We start from the raw sequence: 14,237 nt of genomic DNA, 5'->3' as shown, positions 1-14,237 counted from the left end.
CGGCCCCGCGCTAGCGTCGCCCACAATTCACGCGCGCCCCGCGCCGCCAATCCAGGAGGTCACCATGCCCGGCACCTTTGAAACCCGCCTCGCCGACCTGGGCGAGACCCTGCCCGACGCCCCGGCCCCGGCCGCCAACTACGTGCCCTACGTGTTGCTGGGCGACGTGCTTTACGTCTCGGGCCAGATCTCCCAGGACCGCGATGGCTTCATCACCGGCCGGCTGGGCGATGACCTGGGCGTGGAGCAGGGGGCCCGCGCGGCCCGGGCCTGTGCCCTGTCGCTGCTGGCGCAGGTGCGCGCGGCCTGTGACGGCGACCTCGACCGGCTGGTGCGGGTCGTCAAGCTGACCGGCTTCGTCAACTCCACCCCCGACTTCACCGACCAGCCCAAGGTCATCAACGGCGCCTCGGACCTGTTCGCCGAGGTGCTGGGTGACGCGGGGCGGCACGCGCGGGCCGCCGTGTCGGCGGCGTCACTGCCGCTGGGAGTCGCGGTCGAGATCGAAGGCATCTTTCAGGTCCGCTGAGGCACCGGCGATGACACCCACCGGCACCCCGGCCCCGCGTCTGGCGCGCGATTTCCTGCGGCTGCCGCTGGCGCACCGCGGTCTGCACGACCGTGCACAGGGTCGGCCCGAGAACTCGCTTGCCGCCTTTCGCGCGGCGATCGAGGCGGGCTTCGGGATCGAGTTGGACGTGCAACCGTCGGCCGACGGGCGGGCGATGGTCTTTCACGACGAGACGCTGGATCGGCTGACCGCGCGCAAGGGCCCGGTCGCCGCCCTGCCGGCGGAAGAGCTGGGTCGGATCCCGCTCAGCGGCGGCGAGGAGGGGATCCCCACCCTGGCGCAGGTGCTGGCGCTGGTTGCCGGCCGCGTGCCCCTGCTGATCGAGATCAAGGACCAGAGCGGCAGCCTGGGCCCGGGGCAAAGGTCGGGGCAGGGGCCGGATGCCGGCCGGCTGGAGGCGGCGGTCGCCGCCGAGCTGGCGGATTACGACGGGCCGGTCGCGGTGATGTCCTTCAATCCCCACAGCATGGCGCGGCTGCAAGACCTGGCGCCCGGCGTGGCGCGGGGGCTGGTCACCTGCGATTTCGCGGCGGACGACTGGCCCGGGGTCGACCCGGCCGACCTGGCGGCGCTGCGCGGCATCCCGGATCTTGCGCGCGTCGGCGGCAGCTTCATCAGCCACGATGTCCGCGACCTCGACGCCCCTGCCGTGGCCCGGATCGCCGGAGCCGGGCATGACATCCTGTGCTGGACCGTCCGCTCCGCCGCGCAGGAGGGGCGCGCCCGCGACCACGCGCAGGGCATCACCTTCGAGGGGTATACCCCCGCGGTGCCCTAGGGCACCGGGCCCGCCCCACTTGACGCGGATCGTGCCCGGACCATCTGGAGCAGGGCGCATGGAAGAGCAGATGCAAAGCACCGAGATCGAGATCCACGTCCATCCCAGCCTAGGGGATATCCCGGCCGCGGAGTGGGATGCCTGCGCCTGCCCGGAGGTAGTGCAATCCGATGGGCCGGATCCCGACAAAGCGGCCCGCCCCGTCGACCCTTTCACCACCCACCGCTTCCTGCTGGCGCTGGAACGCTCGGGCTCGGTCGGGCGGGGAACCGGCTGGCAGCCGCGCTACCTGGTAGCCCGAAGCGAGGGGCGCGTCATCGCCTGCGCCCCGCTTTACGCCAAGTCGCACAGCCAGGGCGAATACGTCTTCGACCACTCCTGGGCCCATGCCTTCGAGCGGGCAGGCGGGGATTACTACCCCAAGCTGCAACTGGCCGTGCCCTTCACCCCCGCCACCGGCCGCCGGTTCCTGACCGCACCCGGCTGGCACGAGGCGGGGATGGCCGCGCTGGTCCAGGGCATGGTCCAGATCGCCGCCGACAACGACCTTTCCTCCGCCCACGCCACCTTCTGCACCCCGCAGGAAGCCGCCGCAGGCGAGGCGATGGGCCTGATGCACCGCACCGGTCAGCAATTCCACTGGCAGAACCGGGAATACGCGGATTTCGATGCCTTTCTCGCCACGCTTAGCTCGCGCAAGCGCCGAAACATCCGCAAGGAGCGTGAGGGCGCGGCGCGCTTCGGCGGGCGCATCGTGCGGCTGACCGGCGACGAGATCGAGCCTGAGCACTGGGATGCCTTCTGGCGCTTCTACCAGGACACCGGGGCCCGTAAATGGGGCCATCCCTACCTGACCCGTGCCTTTTTCGACGAGGTGCAGGAGACCATGCGCCGCGACGTGTTGCTGGTCCTGGCGCTGCGCGGGGATGAACCTGTCGCGGGCGCGCTGAACTTCATCGGGCGCGACACGCTTTACGGGCGCTACTGGGGCTGTGTCGAGGATCACCCCTTCCTGCATTTCGAACTATGCTACTATCAGGCGATGGACCATGCCATCGCCCACGGTCTCGCCCGGGTCGAGGCCGGCGCCCAGGGCGAACACAAGCTTGCCCGTGGCTACCTGCCGGTGGCGACCCATTCGCTGCACTGGATCGCGGACGCCGGGTTCCGCCGCGCCGTGGCGCAATTCCTCGAGGCCGAGCGCGAGGCGGTCGAGGATGAAATTGAGGTGCTGACTTCCTACGGACCCTTCCGCAAGACCACCGCGACGGAGAGAGAATGACCGACAAGAACCAGAAGACCCCGCAGGACATGCTGGAGCGGGAGGCGCGCGAGGAAGCGCTGGCGCCCCTGCTGGACAATGGCTGGCGCCTGGACGAGGGGCGCGATGCCCTGTCCAAGAGGTTCGAGTTCAAGAACTTCGTCGAGGCCTTCGGCTGGATGACCCGCGCCGCCATCTGGGCGGAAAAGTGGAACCACCACCCCGAATGGTCCAACGTCTACAACCGCGTTGACGTCACGCTGACCAGCCACGATGCTGGCGGTCTGACGCAAAGGGACGTGAAACTCGCCCGCAAGATGGATGCACTGAACTCTTGATGAACGATATTCTTTCGACCCCGATCGCCAGCGGCGTGACGATCGGCGACCTCCTGACGATCCAGTTCCTGGCCTCGGTCATCGGCAACGTGCTGGTGGCGATCCTGATCGTGGTGCTGGCCTTCATGATCTCGGGCTGGGTGCGGCGGCGCATCATCGGCATAGCGGCGCGCTACAAGCGGATCGACGACACGCTTTTCGCCTTTCTGGGGAACGTGGCGCGCTATGCCATCCTGACATTCGCGGCCGTGTTCGTGCTGAACCGCTTCGGGGTGCAGACGGCCTCGCTGGTGGCAATCATCGGTGCCGCGGGCCTGGCCATCGGCCTGGCGCTGCAGGGCACGCTGTCGAACATCGCCGCGGGCGTGATGATGGTGATTTTCCGCCCCTTCCGCGTGGGTGATTTCGTCGAGGTGGCGGGCCATTCGGGCACGGTCAAGGACATCTCGATCGTGATGACCGAGCTTGCGACCACCGGCAACGTCCAGATCATCATTCCCAACAGCGATGTCTGGGGCTCGGCGATCACCAACTACTCGGCCTATCCCCTGCGCAATGCCGAGTGGATCTTCGGCGTGGGCTACGGCGCCGATCTGGCCCGGGCCGAGCAGGTGATCCGCGACACCATCCTGTCGGACCCCCGCGCCCATGCCAACCCCGAGCCATTCATCCAGGTCCGCAACCTTGGCGACAGCTCGGTCGATTTCACGGTGCGGGTCTGGTGCGACCGGGCCGAGTTCTTCAAGTTCCACGCCGACATGACCCGCGCCGTCAAGGAAGCCTTCGACGCCAACGGCATCGATATCCCCTTCCCGACGCGGACGCTGGTGCAGGCCCGCGCCGAAGAGGGCAACGACGCCGATGGATCCGAGGGCGCGAACGGGGTCGATCGCCCCGGAACCCCGGCGCCCGCAGGCTGAGCGCGCCCTTCTGGCGCATAGGTGTCCCGCGCAAGGCGCGGGACCCTCAAGTGATCAGAGGGCGGCCATGTCGGCCAGAAGCCCCTCGCCGCCCGAAACCTCGCAGACGCCCCGCGCCTCCTCGATGTTCAGCAGCTTGACCACGCCATCCTCGACCAGCATGGCGTAGCGGACAGAGCGGTTGATGAACCCGGCGCCCTCGGCGGTGAAGTCCATTCCCACGGCGCGGGTGAATTCGGCCCCGGCGTCGGCCAGCATAGTGATGCCGGCATCCAGGGCGCCGGTCGATTCGCCCCAGCTTTTCATCACGAAGGGATCGTTGACCGAGAGGCAGACGATCTCGTCCACGCCGGCGGCGTCATAGCGGTCGCGGGTGCGAATGAAGCTGGGCACATGGGCAGAGTCGCAAGTCGGCGTATAGGCGCCGGGCACGGCGAAGATCACCACCTTGCGGCCCTTGGTCAGCCCCTCCATCGAGACCGCCTCGGGGCCGGCATCGCCGATCCTCAGCAGGGTTGCGTCGGGAATCCGGTCACCCACCTTAATTGCCATGCCATCACCTTTCATTCATTGCGTTTCACCCCCCGTGTTATAGGTTCCCCCGCGCGGCAAACCAGAGGGGGAGAGCGTCGGATGACACATTTCGTGGTGGTGGGCGCCGGGCAGGCCGGGGCCTCTCTGGTGGCGCGGCTCAGGGCCAAGGGCTTCGAGGGGCGCATCACCCTGGTCGGCGACGAGGATGCACCCCCCTACCAACGCCCGCCCCTGTCCAAGGGCTACCTGTTGGGCGAGATCAGCCGCGAGCGGTTGTTCCTGCGCCCCGAGCGTTTCTATGGCGAGCAGAAGATCGACCTGCTGACCGGCCGCAAGGTGACGGCCATCGACACCTCCGTGCGCAGCCTGACCCTTGCCGGCCCGGATGGCGCGGAGGAGAGCCTGTCCTACGACGCGCTGGCGCTGACCACCGGCTCGCGTCCGCGCCACCTGCCGGCGGCAATCGGCGGCGCATTGAAGGGCGTGCACGTGGTCCGCACCCTCGCGGATGTCGACGCCATGGCACCCGAGTTCGCCGAGGGGCGCCGCGCCCTGATCGTCGGCGGTGGCTACATCGGCCTGGAGGCCGCCGCGGTGGCCTGCAAGCTGGGCGTCGCGGTGACCGTGGTCGAGATGGGCGAGCGCATCCTGCAGCGCGTGGCCGCGCCCGAGACATCCGAGCGGTTCCGCCAGCTGCACGCGGCCCATGGGGTCGACCTGCGCGAAGGCGTCGGGCTGGAGCGGCTGACCGAGGGCGAGGCTGATGCTGGCGACGGGCGGGGCGACGGGCGGGTTCACGCGGCGCAATTGACCGACGGCAGCACCCTGGAGGTGGATTTCGTCATCGTCGGCGTCGGTATCCTGCCCGAGACGGAGCTGGCCGAGGCCGCGGGGCTTGCGGTCGAGGATGGCATCCGCGTCGACGCGCTGGGTCGCAGCTCGGCCCCCGATGTCTGGGCGGCGGGGGATTGCGCCAACTTCCCCCTGGGCGAAGGGCGGCTGAGGCTGGAAAGCGTGCAGAATGCCATCGATCAGGCCGAGGCCGTGGCTGACAACATGATGGGTGCCGAGACGCCCTATGTCCCCCGGCCTTGGTTCTGGTCGGACCAGTATGACGCGAAGCTGCAGATCGCCGGGCTGAACACCGGCTACGACCGGGTCGTCGTGCGCGCCGCACCAGAGGCCGCCGAGGACCTGTCGGCGCCGGTCTCCTACTGGTACTTCCGGGGCGACACCCTGCTGGCCGTCGACGCAATCAACGATCCGCGCAGCTACATGGTGGGCAAGCGGCTGATCGAGGCCGGCCGCTCGCCGGAGCCCGCGCAGGTGGCGCGGCACGATCTGCCGGTCAAGGAGCTGCTGGGCTGAATGCGGATCATCGCGGGATCCTTTCGCGGCCTGACCCTGGCGGCGCTGGGCAAGGGGGACGCGGGCAAGCATTTGCGCCCGACCTCGGACCGGGTGCGCGAGGCCCTGTTCAGCCACCTGCTGGGCGGCCGCTATGGCGATCCCATCTCGGGCGCGCGGGTGCTGGACCTTTTTGCAGGGACCGGCGCGCTGGGCCTCGAGGCGCTGTCGCGCGGGGCGGCGCATGTCACCTTTGTCGATGACGGGCGGGTCGCGGGCGGGCTGATCCGGCGCAACGTCGAGCTGACGCGCAGCGCCGACAGTACCCGGCTGCACCGGCGCGACGCCACCAGGCTGGAGGCCAACCCCGACGCGCCCCACGATCTGATCTTCTTGGACCCGCCCTATGGCAAATCCATGGGCGAGCGGGCCCTGGCGCGGGCGGGCGAGGGCGGCTGGATCGCGCCCGGCGCCCTTGTCGTCTGGGAAGAGAGTGGCCCGCCGCAGATCCCCGAGGGGGCCGAGATGGAAGACCAGCGCCGCTATGGCGACACGGTGATCACCGTCCTGCGCCTCGGCTGAGGCCGCGCCCGGCCCGACCGGGGGGCCGGGATATTTTCACGACACTGAAGGACGGTGCCGCGAGGGCGGGGCGGTCACATCGCCTCGGCGACCATGCATTGCCGTCCGTCGGGTGCCCGCACCCAGAGCATCAGGTCGCTGTCGCGGTCGCGCAGGCAAAGCTCGGCCGTCTCGAAATGGAAGAGCGGGGCGGTGGCGCGGAACTTGAAGGTCTGAAGCCCGCCCAGCCTGTCCTCGGCCAGATCCATCAGCAGGTGGGCCAGCAGGGGGCCGTGGACGACGAGGCCGGGATAGCCTTCGGCCTGGCGGGCGTATTCGGTATCGTAATGGATGCGGTGGCCGTTGAAGGTCAGGGCCGAGTAGCGAAAGAGCAGGGTGGTGTCGAAGCTGACGACATGGGCCTCGGTCTCGTCGAGGGGGGCGTCGATGGCGAGGGGGGGCGGGGCCTCGGGGTCGGCGGCCTCGCGGTAGACGAGGTCCTGCTCCTCGGTGCGGCACAGGGTGCCGTCCTGGAAGATCTCGTGACAGAGGGTGACAAAGCCCAGCGGGCCGCTCCGGCCCTGCTTGCGGGCGACGCGGACGATGCTGGTCTGGCGCTCGGCCGGGGTGCCGGGGCGAAGGGGGGCATGGAACATCAGCCGGCCGCCCGCCCACATCCGCCGGGGCAGGCCAAGATCGGGGATGAAGGCGCCGGTGCGGGGGTGGCCGTCGGCGCCCAGCCCCTCGGGGGGGCTGGCCTGCCAGAAATGGATCTGGTGGGCGAAGGGGGGCAGAAGTTCGGGCACGGGGCCGGGCCGTCCGAGGGTGGCGTGCAATGCCGCCAGCCGCGCGGGGTCCATGGGATCGGTTACCGTTTGCGCTCGTCCCTCGGCTTCGTGCATGATCTGTCCTGTCCCTGTATTTTTCGGAGGTCGCCGATGACGCCGCAACGCGTCGCCGCCCGGCGCGGAGTTCAATTCTGCACAGAGCTTTCGGGCGGGGCAACCGCCATTGTCTGAGTTGCTGGTGTGGCCGGGCCTTGCAGCATCGGCCTGGGTGGTGGCCGCCCTCGCGGTGCTGGCCGGCACCATGTTGCAGCGGCTGGCGGGGCAGGGGTTCGGCATGATCGCAGCACCCATGGTGGCGATGGTGGCGCCCGAGTTCGTGCCCGCCACGCTGCTTCTGGTGGGGATCGCCGTGGGGCTTTCGTCGACGGCGGTGGACTTGCGGCTGGTCGAGAGGGCCGACCTGCCGGCCGGCTTCGCGGGGCGGGCGGCGGGGGCGGTCCTGGCGGCGCTGGTGGCGCAGCGCCTGGCCGGGGATCCGGCGCTGGTGGCCTGGGTGGTGGGCGGCACGGTCTACCTTGGCATCGCGCTGTCGCTTCTGGGCGTGCGGGTCGCGATCAGCAGGCTGAGCCTTTTCGGCGCGGGGGTCACCGCCGGGCTGATGGGCACGCTGACGGCGGTGGGCGCGCCGCCGATGGCGCTGCTTTACCAGTACCACGAGGCGCGCCGCTCGGCGGCGATGCAGAACGTGTTCTTCTTCTGGGGGATGACGGTTTCGATCCTGGCTCTGGCGTGGCAGGGCCTGGTGGGCCTGACGGACCTGGTTCTGGCGCTGAGCCTGCTGCCGATGGTGGCGCTGGGTGTGGCGCTGGCCGGGTTGGTGGCGCGCGGGGATCCGCTGGGCCAGGGCCGGGCGCGGATGCGGCCCGTGGCGCTGGGTCTGGCGGCGCTGGCGGCAACGGCGCTGATCGTAACCCGGGCGATCTGAGGCCGCCCGGGATCGGGTTCAGGACAGGCCGCTCAGCCCGCGGGCCGATGGTCGGCGCGGAAATGGGCGGCGACCGCCCCCATCACCACCCAGGCCACCGCAGTGACGGCCAGCGATCGGGTGGCGAAAAGCGCCGAGAGTTCGGGCGGGCTGATGCCGTAGTACCGGTCGATCATCGGCGCACCGTAGAGATGCGGCAGCAGCAGCAGGCCAAGCCCCGCCAGCGCTAGGGCCCAGGCATGGGGCCCGCGGGCAAAGGCGATCAGCGCGATGCCAGCCACCGAAAAGAGCATCGCCGCCACCCACCAGACCTGGCGGGCGACCAATTCGGCCCCGATGGTGCCAGGCAGCTCGGGCGGAAGGCCGGCGGCGGGCGACAGGGCGATGGCGGCAAAGCCCGCCAGCCCCCAGACGGCGCCGCGCCGGGGGGTGATGACCTCGCCGCGCCGGGCGGCGATGGCCATGCTGGCACTCATCAGCAGGGCGAAGGCGGTATAGCTGACGATCGCCATGCCGACGGTCAGCCCGTGGCGCACGAGGTCGAACTCCAGCCCGCCGGAGCCGGCCGGGCTTTGCACGCTGCCATCCTGGAAATGGACCCGCATCCCCGTCTCGAACAACTCCCCCTCGACCAGGAGGGGGATGACGAAGACGAACTGAAGCACCGCGGCGACAAGCCCCGCGGCGAGGCCGGCGTAGAGCGCGCCGGCGAACAGACGATAGGTCATCGTGTCAGTGGCAGGGGAACGAGATGGCGTGGCGCTGATCGTGGGCGGCGCCATGCACGACCGAAGCCTGGGAAATCCCGGCGACGAACAGCAGCGCGAGGCCGGCCAGGATGGCGGCGGCGATGCCAAGAGTCTCGGTGCGCGCGGCGGTGCCGCCGTGCACGGATGCGGTGGTCTTGTAGGAAGTGATCGCGGTCATGTTGGTTCTCCTTGCCTGTCACACCCGACAGGCGGCCTGGTTGAGTGCATGGCTGGTCTCCTGGCTTGCGGGTCGGGGCCTGTCCGCCGCCTTCCCGGATCCGGGGATCCAGTGGCGTTTGGCGGAGGCTCGCCGCATACAGTCGCGGGGGCGGCTTCGGCATCGGGTCCCGAGTTGGGTCACCCTGACCGAATTCCCATTTATCCCCCAGGCGCTTTGCACCGACGGGGGACCATGCCCGTTCTACGTAGCGGGCGCGGGCGCCGTCGGTCAAGGATGATTCCCGATGTGCCGGGCCGCGGGCCTGCCCCGACGGGCCAGGCGCCGGCTTGGGTGGGGTTCACGCCGCTCCTGAAGGCATAATATTGCCGGAATCGGCTATATATTGTGGATAAGTCGCCGGTTTTGGCCAGATGCGGTGGGCTATCGTTGACTCAGGCCCGGTTTGCGGGTGTCCTTTTGGTCAGGACGTCACAGACGAGGGGTGCCAGAGTGCGCTTCACCCGCCTCAGACTGAACGGCTTCAAGAGCTTCGTCGACCCGACGGAGCTGGTCATTGCCGAGGGGCTGACCGGGGTGGTCGGGCCCAACGGCTGCGGCAAGTCGAACCTGCTTGAGGCGCTGCGCTGGGTGATGGGGGAGAACCGACCCTCGGCCATGCGCGGTGGCGGCATGGAGGACGTGATCTTCGCCGGTGCCGCGACCCGGCCCGCCCGCAATTTCGCCGAAGTCTCCCTTGCCATCGACAACACCGACCGGCTGGCCCCGGCAGGGTTCAACGACCGCGACACGCTGGACATCGTGCGCCGCATCACCCGCGACGCGGGCAGCGCCTACAAGACCAATGGCAAGGACGTGCGCGCCCGCGATGTCCAGATGCTGTTCGCCGACGCCTCGACCGGGGCGCATTCTCCGGCGCTGGTCCGGCAGGGCCAGATCTCGGAGCTGATCAACGCCCGCCCCAAGGCCCGCCGCCGCATCCTCGAAGAGGCCGCCGGCATCTCGGGCCTGTACCAGCGGCGCCACGAGGCCGAGCTGAAGCTGCGCCAGACAGAGACCAACCTGACCCGGGTCGACGACGTGCTGGAGCAGTTGGCGGCGCAGCTGGCACAGCTTGCGCGCCAGGCCCGGCAGGCCGCGCGCTACCGCGAGATCGGCACCGCGCTGCGCCATGCCGAGGGGCTGCTGCTTTACCGCCGATGGCGCGAGGCCGCCGACGAGATGGCCGCCGCCGCCGCCGCCATGACCGAGCGGACCACCCTGGCCGCCCGGGGCGAGGCCGCTGCCCGCGCCGCCGAGAAGCACCGCGAGGAGGCCGAGGCCGCCCTGCCCCCCCTGCGCGAGGAGGAGGCCATCGCCTCGGCCCTTTTGCAGCGGCTGGAGGTGGAGCGCGACACCCTGGGGCAGGAGGAAAGCCGCGCCGCCGAGGCGATCGAACGCCTGACCGGCCGCATCGCCCAGCTTGCCAATGACGCCGAGCGGGAGGGCGCGCTGAACAGCGATGCCGGCGAGACGATCGCCGGGCTGGAAGCCGAGGCCGCCGAGCTGGCCGAGGCCGGATCGGGGCACGAGGCCCGCATGGACGCGGCCATGCAGGAGGCGACGGAGGCGGCGACCCTTTTGCAGGAGCGCGAGGCGCTGCTTTCGGCCGCGACCGAGGAGGTGGCCCGCCTGGCCGCCCGTCATCAGTCCGCCCGCCGCCTGCATGATGACAGCGCCACCACGCTGGAGCGCACCGAGAACGAGGCGCGCAAGGTCCAGGCCGGGATGGAAGCCGCCCGCGCCGCGCTGGACGAGGCTGGCGCGCGTTTCGAGGCCGCGACCGAGGCCCAGGCCCGCGCCGCAGCCGAGGCCGAAGCCGCCGAAGCCGCCGCCCAGGCCGCCGAGGAGGCCCGCTCAAGCGCCCAGTCGGCCGAGGCCGACGCCCGCGCCAACCGCTCCTCGGCCGAGGGGGAGGCGGGGGCGCTGGCGGCCGAAAAGGCGGCGCTTGCCCGCCTGGTCGAGCGCGAGTCGAACGAGGACGCGATGCTGCTTGACCGCATGCGTGTCGATCCGGGCTTTGAAAAGGCGCTTGGCGCGGCATTGGCCGACGACCTGCGCGCGCCCGAGGTGGGTCAGGCCGATGCGTCGGGCTGGGTCACCTTGCCGAATTACAACGAATTGCAGAGCCTGCCGCGCGGGGTCGTGCCGCTTTCGCGCCATGTGCGCGGGCCGGGGGTGCTGTCGCGCCGGATGGGCCAGATCGGCCTGGTCGACGCCGCCGAGGGCGCCCGGCTTCAGCCCGAGTTGAAGCCCGGCCAGCGCCTGGTCAGCGTCGAGGGCGACCTCTGGCGCTGGGACGGGTTGCGGGCGGGGGCCGAGGATGCGCCCACCGCCGCGGCCCTGCGCCTGCAACAGCTCAACCGTCTTGAGGCCCTGAAACAGGATCTCGAGGCGGCGAATGCGCGCGCCGAGGGGACACGGCGCGCGCATCAGACCTTGGTGGCCGAACTTGAGGCCAGCGGCGAGGCCGACCGCCAGGCCCGCGCCGCGCGGCGCGAGGCCGACCAGGCCGTGGCCACCGCCAACCGCGACCTGTCGCGGGCCGAAGCCGATCGCAACATCGCCGCGGGCCAGCTTGAGAACCTCAGCCTTGCCGCGGGCCGCCACGAACAGGAACTGGCCGCTGCCCGCTCGCGCCTTGCGGAGGCGCAGGTCGCGGCGGCGAACCTGGGGGATCTGGACGCGGCACGGGCCGAGGTCGAGGAGCTGAAGCTGACGGTCGAGGCCGCGCGGGTCACGATGCTGTCCAAGCGCTCGGCCCATGATGAGTTGCGCCGGGGCGGGGAGGCGCGCGAGCGTCGGGCGGAAGCGGTCGAGCGGGAATTGACCGGCTGGCGCAGCCGCCTGCGCACCGCCAGCGACCGGATCGCCGAGCTGAACAGCCGCCGGACCGAGGCCGAGGCCGAGCTGGAGACCGCCCGCGCCATCCCCGGCACCCTGACCGAGCGGCGCGAGAAGCTGGCCGCCGCGCTGGACGAGGCCGGCAGCCGCCGCGCCCGGGCCGCCGATGCCCTCTCTGCCGGCGAATCGACCCTGCGCCAGGCGATCCAGGCCGAGCGCGAGGCCGAACGCCTTGCCGCTGACGCCCGCGAGGCCCGCGCCGGCGCCGCCGCCCGCGCCGAGGCCCTGCGCGATGCCCAGGCCGCCGCGGTCGAGCGGATCCGCGAGGAACAGGAATGCGACCCCGAGGAGCTTCTGGCGGCGCTGGACATCGACCCCGCCAACATGCCCGCCGTCGCCACCATCGAAGCCGACGTGCTGCGCCACCGGCGTCAGCGCGACGCCCTGGGCTCGGTCAACCTGCGCGCCGAGGAGGACGCCCGCGAGGTCCAGGAGGAGCATGACACCTTGGCGGCCGAGAAGATCGACCTTGAAGAGGCGATCAAGAAGCTGCGCCAGGGCATCGCCAGCCTCAACAAGGAAGGCCGCGAACGGCTTCTGACCGCCTTCGAGGAGGTGAACCGCAACTTCGGCACGCTTTTCACCCTGCTCTTCAACGGGGGCGAGGCGCGGCTGGTGCTGGTGGAAAGCGACGATCCGCTTGAGGCCGGCCTGGAGATCATGTGCCAGCCGCCGGGCAAGAAGCTGTCGACCCTGTCGCTGCTGTCGGGCGGGGAGCAGACGCTGACCGCCATGGCGCTGATCTTCGCCGTCTTCATCGCGAACCCGGCGCCGATCTGCGTGCTGGACGAGGTCGACGCGCCGCTGGACGACGCCAACGTGACGCGCTTCTGCGGGCTGCTGGACGAGATGACGCGCCGCACCGACACGCGCTTTTTGATCATCACCCACCACGCCATCACCATGAGCCGCATGGACCGGCTGTTCGGCGTCACCATGGCCGAACAGGGGGTCAGCCAACTTGTCTCGGTGGATCTGAAAAAGGCCGCGTCGATGGTGGCTTGAGGGCGGGGGACTACGCCGGCGCCCCGAATACGGCCCCAGCCGCAGGGCGGGGCCGTCGGGGGATCACAAGGACCCGATCACAGCTTGGACAGAAGGGCCGGGGTCGGCCAGGCGTCCGCGGGCAGGCCAAGGCGCTGCTGCTCGCGCTGGACAGCGCGGCGGGTCTTTTCGCCCAGGATGCCGTCGACCTTGCCGACGTCATGTCCGCGCGCCACCAGCTTCTGTTGAAGCTGCTTCATCTGGTTGCCGTTGAGCGAGGGATCGGGTTTGCCCGCGCGGTAGGACGGCGCCCCCTCGAGACGGGTGGCGAAATAGGCGGCCGTCGTCACGTAGACAAAGCTCTGGTTCCACTCGAAATAGACATCGAAGTTCGGGTAGGCGAGGAACGCGGGACCCTTGCGGCCCTGGGGCAGCAGAAGCGAGGCGGGCAGTCCGCCAGATACCTTGCCCGAGCGCGGTTGCACCCCCATCGCGACCCAGTCCGAGGCGCGTTTCTTGGTGTGCAGCCCGGTCTGCGACCAATCCATCTGCGCCGGCACGACCACTTCCTGAAGCCAGGGCTCACCCGCGCGCCAACCCAGCGAACGCAGCATCTTGCCCCCCGACATCAGCGCGTCGGGCGCCGAGGTCTTGAGGTTCACATGCCCGTCGCCGTCGCCGTCCACGCCGTTGTTGATGATGTCCTCGGGCAGCATCTGGACCATGCCGATCTCGCCAGCCCAGGCGCCCTGGGTGCGGGCGGGATCAAGATCGCCCCGCTCGAACAGTTTCATCGCCGCGAAGATCTGCGGCCGGAAGAGGTTGGGGCGGCGGCAATCGTGGCTGAGGGTCAGCAGGGCGTTGACGGTGTTGAAATTGCCCTGGACCTGGCCGAAATCGGTCTCGAAGGCCCAGAAGGCCAGCAGCACGCCGCGGCTGACGCCGAAGTTCCGCTCGACCGAGTTGAAGACGCTGTTGTACTTGCGCGCCATCGACTGGCCGTTGTTGATCCGGTTCTGGCTGATCAGCCGCTGGGAGAACTCCAGAAACGGAAGCTGGAACACGCCCTGGGCGCGGTCGGCCTTGATGACGGCGGGGTCGCGGCGGGCCGATGCAAGAAAGGCGTCGACCTTGGCGGCGGGATGGCCCTTGGCGACGGCCTCTTTCTTCACGCCGGACAGCCAGCTGTTGAAATCCCCGCCGCAGGCCTGTGCCCAGGCGGCGCCGGTCGGCGCGATCGCGGCGGCCACGGCCACGGCGGATGCGGCGAGAACGTTGGTAAAGCGCATGTGGAAAACCC

The 14,237-nt window shown here is 70.2% G+C and carries 14 protein-coding genes and 1 riboswitch; of the genes, 9 read left to right on the top strand and 5 right to left on the bottom strand.

All coding sequences use genetic code 11. From position 1 onward, the window contains the following. The first annotated feature begins 64 nt into the window (after nt 1-64). The 5 genes from CLV77_RS12075 (at nt 65) to CLV77_RS12055 (ending at nt 3,868) form a co-directional block, all read left to right on the top strand. Nucleotides 65-529, top strand: a complete 465-nt coding sequence (locus CLV77_RS12075) for a RidA family protein (protein ID WP_076980076.1) — start codon at nt 65-67, stop codon at nt 527-529. A gap of 10 nt (nt 530-539) precedes the next feature. Continuing rightward, the gene (locus CLV77_RS12070) at nt 540-1,349 is read left to right on the top strand and encodes a glycerophosphodiester phosphodiesterase family protein (protein WP_076980077.1); all 810 of its coding nucleotides are present in this window, start codon (nt 540-542) and stop codon (nt 1,347-1,349) included. Nucleotides 1,350-1,419: 70 nt separating this feature from the next. Then, complete coding sequence (locus CLV77_RS12065) at nt 1,420-2,631, top strand: GNAT family N-acetyltransferase (RefSeq protein ID WP_100053123.1); 1,212 nt, start codon at nt 1,420-1,422, stop codon at nt 2,629-2,631. Next, nucleotides 2,628-2,948, top strand: coding sequence for a 4a-hydroxytetrahydrobiopterin dehydratase (locus tag CLV77_RS12060; RefSeq protein WP_076980079.1), 321 nt, complete (start codon nt 2,628-2,630; stop codon nt 2,946-2,948). The genes CLV77_RS12065 and CLV77_RS12060 overlap by 4 nt, the downstream gene beginning before the upstream one ends. Then, complete coding sequence (locus tag CLV77_RS12055) at nt 2,948-3,868, top strand: mechanosensitive ion channel family protein (protein ID WP_076980080.1); 921 nt, start codon at nt 2,948-2,950, stop codon at nt 3,866-3,868. Before CLV77_RS12060 ends, CLV77_RS12055 begins: the two co-directional genes overlap by 1 nt. A 54-nt stretch (nt 3,869-3,922) precedes the next feature. Here the strand turns inward: CLV77_RS12055 and CLV77_RS12050 are convergent, their stop codons facing one another. After that, on the bottom strand, nt 3,923-4,420 hold the full coding sequence (locus CLV77_RS12050) for a peroxiredoxin (protein WP_076980081.1): 498 nt from the start codon (nt 4,418-4,420) through the stop codon (nt 3,923-3,925). A gap of 81 nt (nt 4,421-4,501) precedes the next feature. On the opposite strand from CLV77_RS12050, the gene CLV77_RS12045 reads away from it, so the two are divergent. Both CLV77_RS12045 and rsmD read left to right on the top strand, forming a co-directional pair. Continuing rightward, a complete protein-coding gene (locus tag CLV77_RS12045; RefSeq protein WP_076980082.1) occupies nt 4,502-5,770 on the top strand; it encodes an NAD(P)/FAD-dependent oxidoreductase in 1,269 nt (422 codons plus the stop codon). Further along, nucleotides 5,771-6,331, top strand: coding sequence for a 16S rRNA (guanine(966)-N(2))-methyltransferase RsmD (gene rsmD, locus CLV77_RS12040; RefSeq protein WP_076980083.1), 561 nt, complete (start codon nt 5,771-5,773; stop codon nt 6,329-6,331). A gap of 74 nt (nt 6,332-6,405) precedes the next feature. Here rsmD and CLV77_RS12035 read toward each other — a convergent pair whose 3' ends face one another. Then, nucleotides 6,406-7,212 (bottom strand): HTD2 family dehydratase, encoded by an 807-nt coding sequence (locus CLV77_RS12035; RefSeq protein ID WP_076980084.1) that lies wholly within the window; start codon nt 7,210-7,212, stop codon nt 6,406-6,408. A 109-nt stretch (nt 7,213-7,321) separates the two neighbouring features. Here CLV77_RS12035 and CLV77_RS12030 point away from each other — a divergent pair, with 109 nt between their 5' ends. Continuing rightward, entirely contained in the window at nt 7,322-8,083 is a 762-nt protein-coding gene (locus CLV77_RS12030; protein WP_076980085.1) for a TSUP family transporter, read from the top strand. Nucleotides 8,084-8,115: 32 nt separating this feature from the next. Here the strand turns inward: CLV77_RS12030 and CLV77_RS12025 are convergent, their stop codons facing one another. Together CLV77_RS12025 and CLV77_RS12020 are read right to left on the bottom strand one after the other, a co-directional pair. Next, complete coding sequence (locus CLV77_RS12025; RefSeq protein WP_076980086.1) at nt 8,116-8,811, bottom strand: CbtA family protein; 696 nt, start codon at nt 8,809-8,811, stop codon at nt 8,116-8,118. Between the two features lie 4 nt (nt 8,812-8,815). Next, nucleotides 8,816-9,010: a CbtB domain-containing protein gene (locus CLV77_RS12020; protein ID WP_076980087.1), complete on the bottom strand. Its 195-nt coding sequence runs from the start codon at nt 9,008-9,010 to the stop codon at nt 8,816-8,818. A 33-nt stretch (nt 9,011-9,043) separates the two neighbouring features. Further along, a riboswitch (cobalamin riboswitch) is annotated at nt 9,044-9,262 on the bottom strand. 240 nt (nt 9,263-9,502) lie between these two features. On the opposite strand from CLV77_RS12020, the gene smc reads away from it, so the two are divergent. Beyond that, nucleotides 9,503-12,958 carry a chromosome segregation protein SMC gene (smc, locus tag CLV77_RS12015; protein ID WP_076980088.1) on the top strand — a complete coding sequence of 1,152 codons (3,456 nt, stop codon included), beginning with the start codon at nt 9,503-9,505 and terminating at the stop codon, nt 12,956-12,958. A gap of 77 nt (nt 12,959-13,035) precedes the next feature. Here the strand turns inward: smc and CLV77_RS12010 are convergent, their stop codons facing one another. Continuing rightward, entirely contained in the window at nt 13,036-14,226 is a 1,191-nt protein-coding gene (locus tag CLV77_RS12010) for a lytic murein transglycosylase (protein WP_076980089.1), read from the bottom strand. Nucleotides 14,227-14,237 lie beyond the last annotated feature (11 nt).

Origin of the sequence: Brevirhabdus pacifica (assembly GCF_002797755.1) — a bacterium.
In the GTDB taxonomy this organism is placed as follows: domain Bacteria; phylum Pseudomonadota; class Alphaproteobacteria; order Rhodobacterales; family Rhodobacteraceae; genus Brevirhabdus; species Brevirhabdus pacifica.
The sequence above is the reverse complement of the archived record's forward strand: the minus strand, read 5'-3'. Positions and strand labels throughout refer to the sequence as shown.

Bases quoted from the DNA above. Each gene is read 5' to 3' on its own strand.
- CLV77_RS12075 (WP_076980076.1), top strand. From the start codon at position 65: ATGCCCGGCACCTTTGAAACCCGCCTCGCCGACCTGGGCGAGACCCTG.
- CLV77_RS12070 (WP_076980077.1), top strand. From the start codon at position 540: ATGACACCCACCGGCACCCCGGCCCCGCGTCTGGCGCGCGATTTCCTG.
- CLV77_RS12065 (WP_100053123.1), top strand. From the start codon at position 1,420: ATGCAAAGCACCGAGATCGAGATCCACGTCCATCCCAGCCTAGGGGAT.
- CLV77_RS12060 (WP_076980079.1), top strand. From the start codon at position 2,628: ATGACCGACAAGAACCAGAAGACCCCGCAGGACATGCTGGAGCGGGAG.
- CLV77_RS12055 (WP_076980080.1), top strand. From the start codon at position 2,948: ATGAACGATATTCTTTCGACCCCGATCGCCAGCGGCGTGACGATCGGC.
- CLV77_RS12050 (WP_076980081.1), bottom strand. From the start codon at position 4,420: ATGGCAATTAAGGTGGGTGACCGGATTCCCGACGCAACCCTGCTGAGG.
- CLV77_RS12045 (WP_076980082.1), top strand. From the start codon at position 4,502: ATGACACATTTCGTGGTGGTGGGCGCCGGGCAGGCCGGGGCCTCTCTG.
- rsmD (WP_076980083.1), top strand. From the start codon at position 5,771: ATGCGGATCATCGCGGGATCCTTTCGCGGCCTGACCCTGGCGGCGCTG.
- CLV77_RS12035 (WP_076980084.1), bottom strand. From the start codon at position 7,212: ATGCACGAAGCCGAGGGACGAGCGCAAACGGTAACCGATCCCATGGAC.
- CLV77_RS12025 (WP_076980086.1), bottom strand. From the start codon at position 8,811: ATGACCTATCGTCTGTTCGCCGGCGCGCTCTACGCCGGCCTCGCCGCG.
- CLV77_RS12020 (WP_076980087.1), bottom strand. From the start codon at position 9,010: ATGACCGCGATCACTTCCTACAAGACCACCGCATCCGTGCACGGCGGC.
- CLV77_RS12010 (WP_076980089.1), bottom strand. From the start codon at position 14,226: ATGCGCTTTACCAACGTTCTCGCCGCATCCGCCGTGGCCGTGGCCGCC.